1 rRNA gene is annotated in these 294 nt (G+C 55.8%); it reads left to right on the forward strand.

The features are described from left to right. Positions 1-259, forward strand: a 16S ribosomal RNA gene (locus EIK80_RS25495); the annotation flags it as partial. Between the last annotated feature and the right edge of the window lie 35 nt (positions 260-294).

Raw genomic sequence — 294 nt, forward strand, 5'->3', positions numbered from 1 at the left:
CCTAAAAGTCGTCTCAGTTCGGATTGTTCTCTGCAACTCGAGAGCATGCAGTTGGAATCGCTAGTAATCGCGGATCAGCATGCCGCGGTGAATACGTTCCCGGGCCTTGTACACACCGCCCGTCACACCATGGGAGTTGGCTTTACCCGAAGGCGCTGCGCTAACCGCAAGGAGGCAGGCGACCACCGTAGGGTCAGCGACTGGGGTGAAGTCGTAACAAGGTATCCGTAGGGGAACCTGCGGTTGGATCACCTCCTTTCTAAGGATGCTTCTCCAGTCTCTCACGAGACTATT

The organism is Caulobacter sp. 602-1, assembly GCF_003931565.1.
Taxonomy (GTDB): domain Bacteria; phylum Pseudomonadota; class Alphaproteobacteria; order Caulobacterales; family Caulobacteraceae; genus Caulobacter.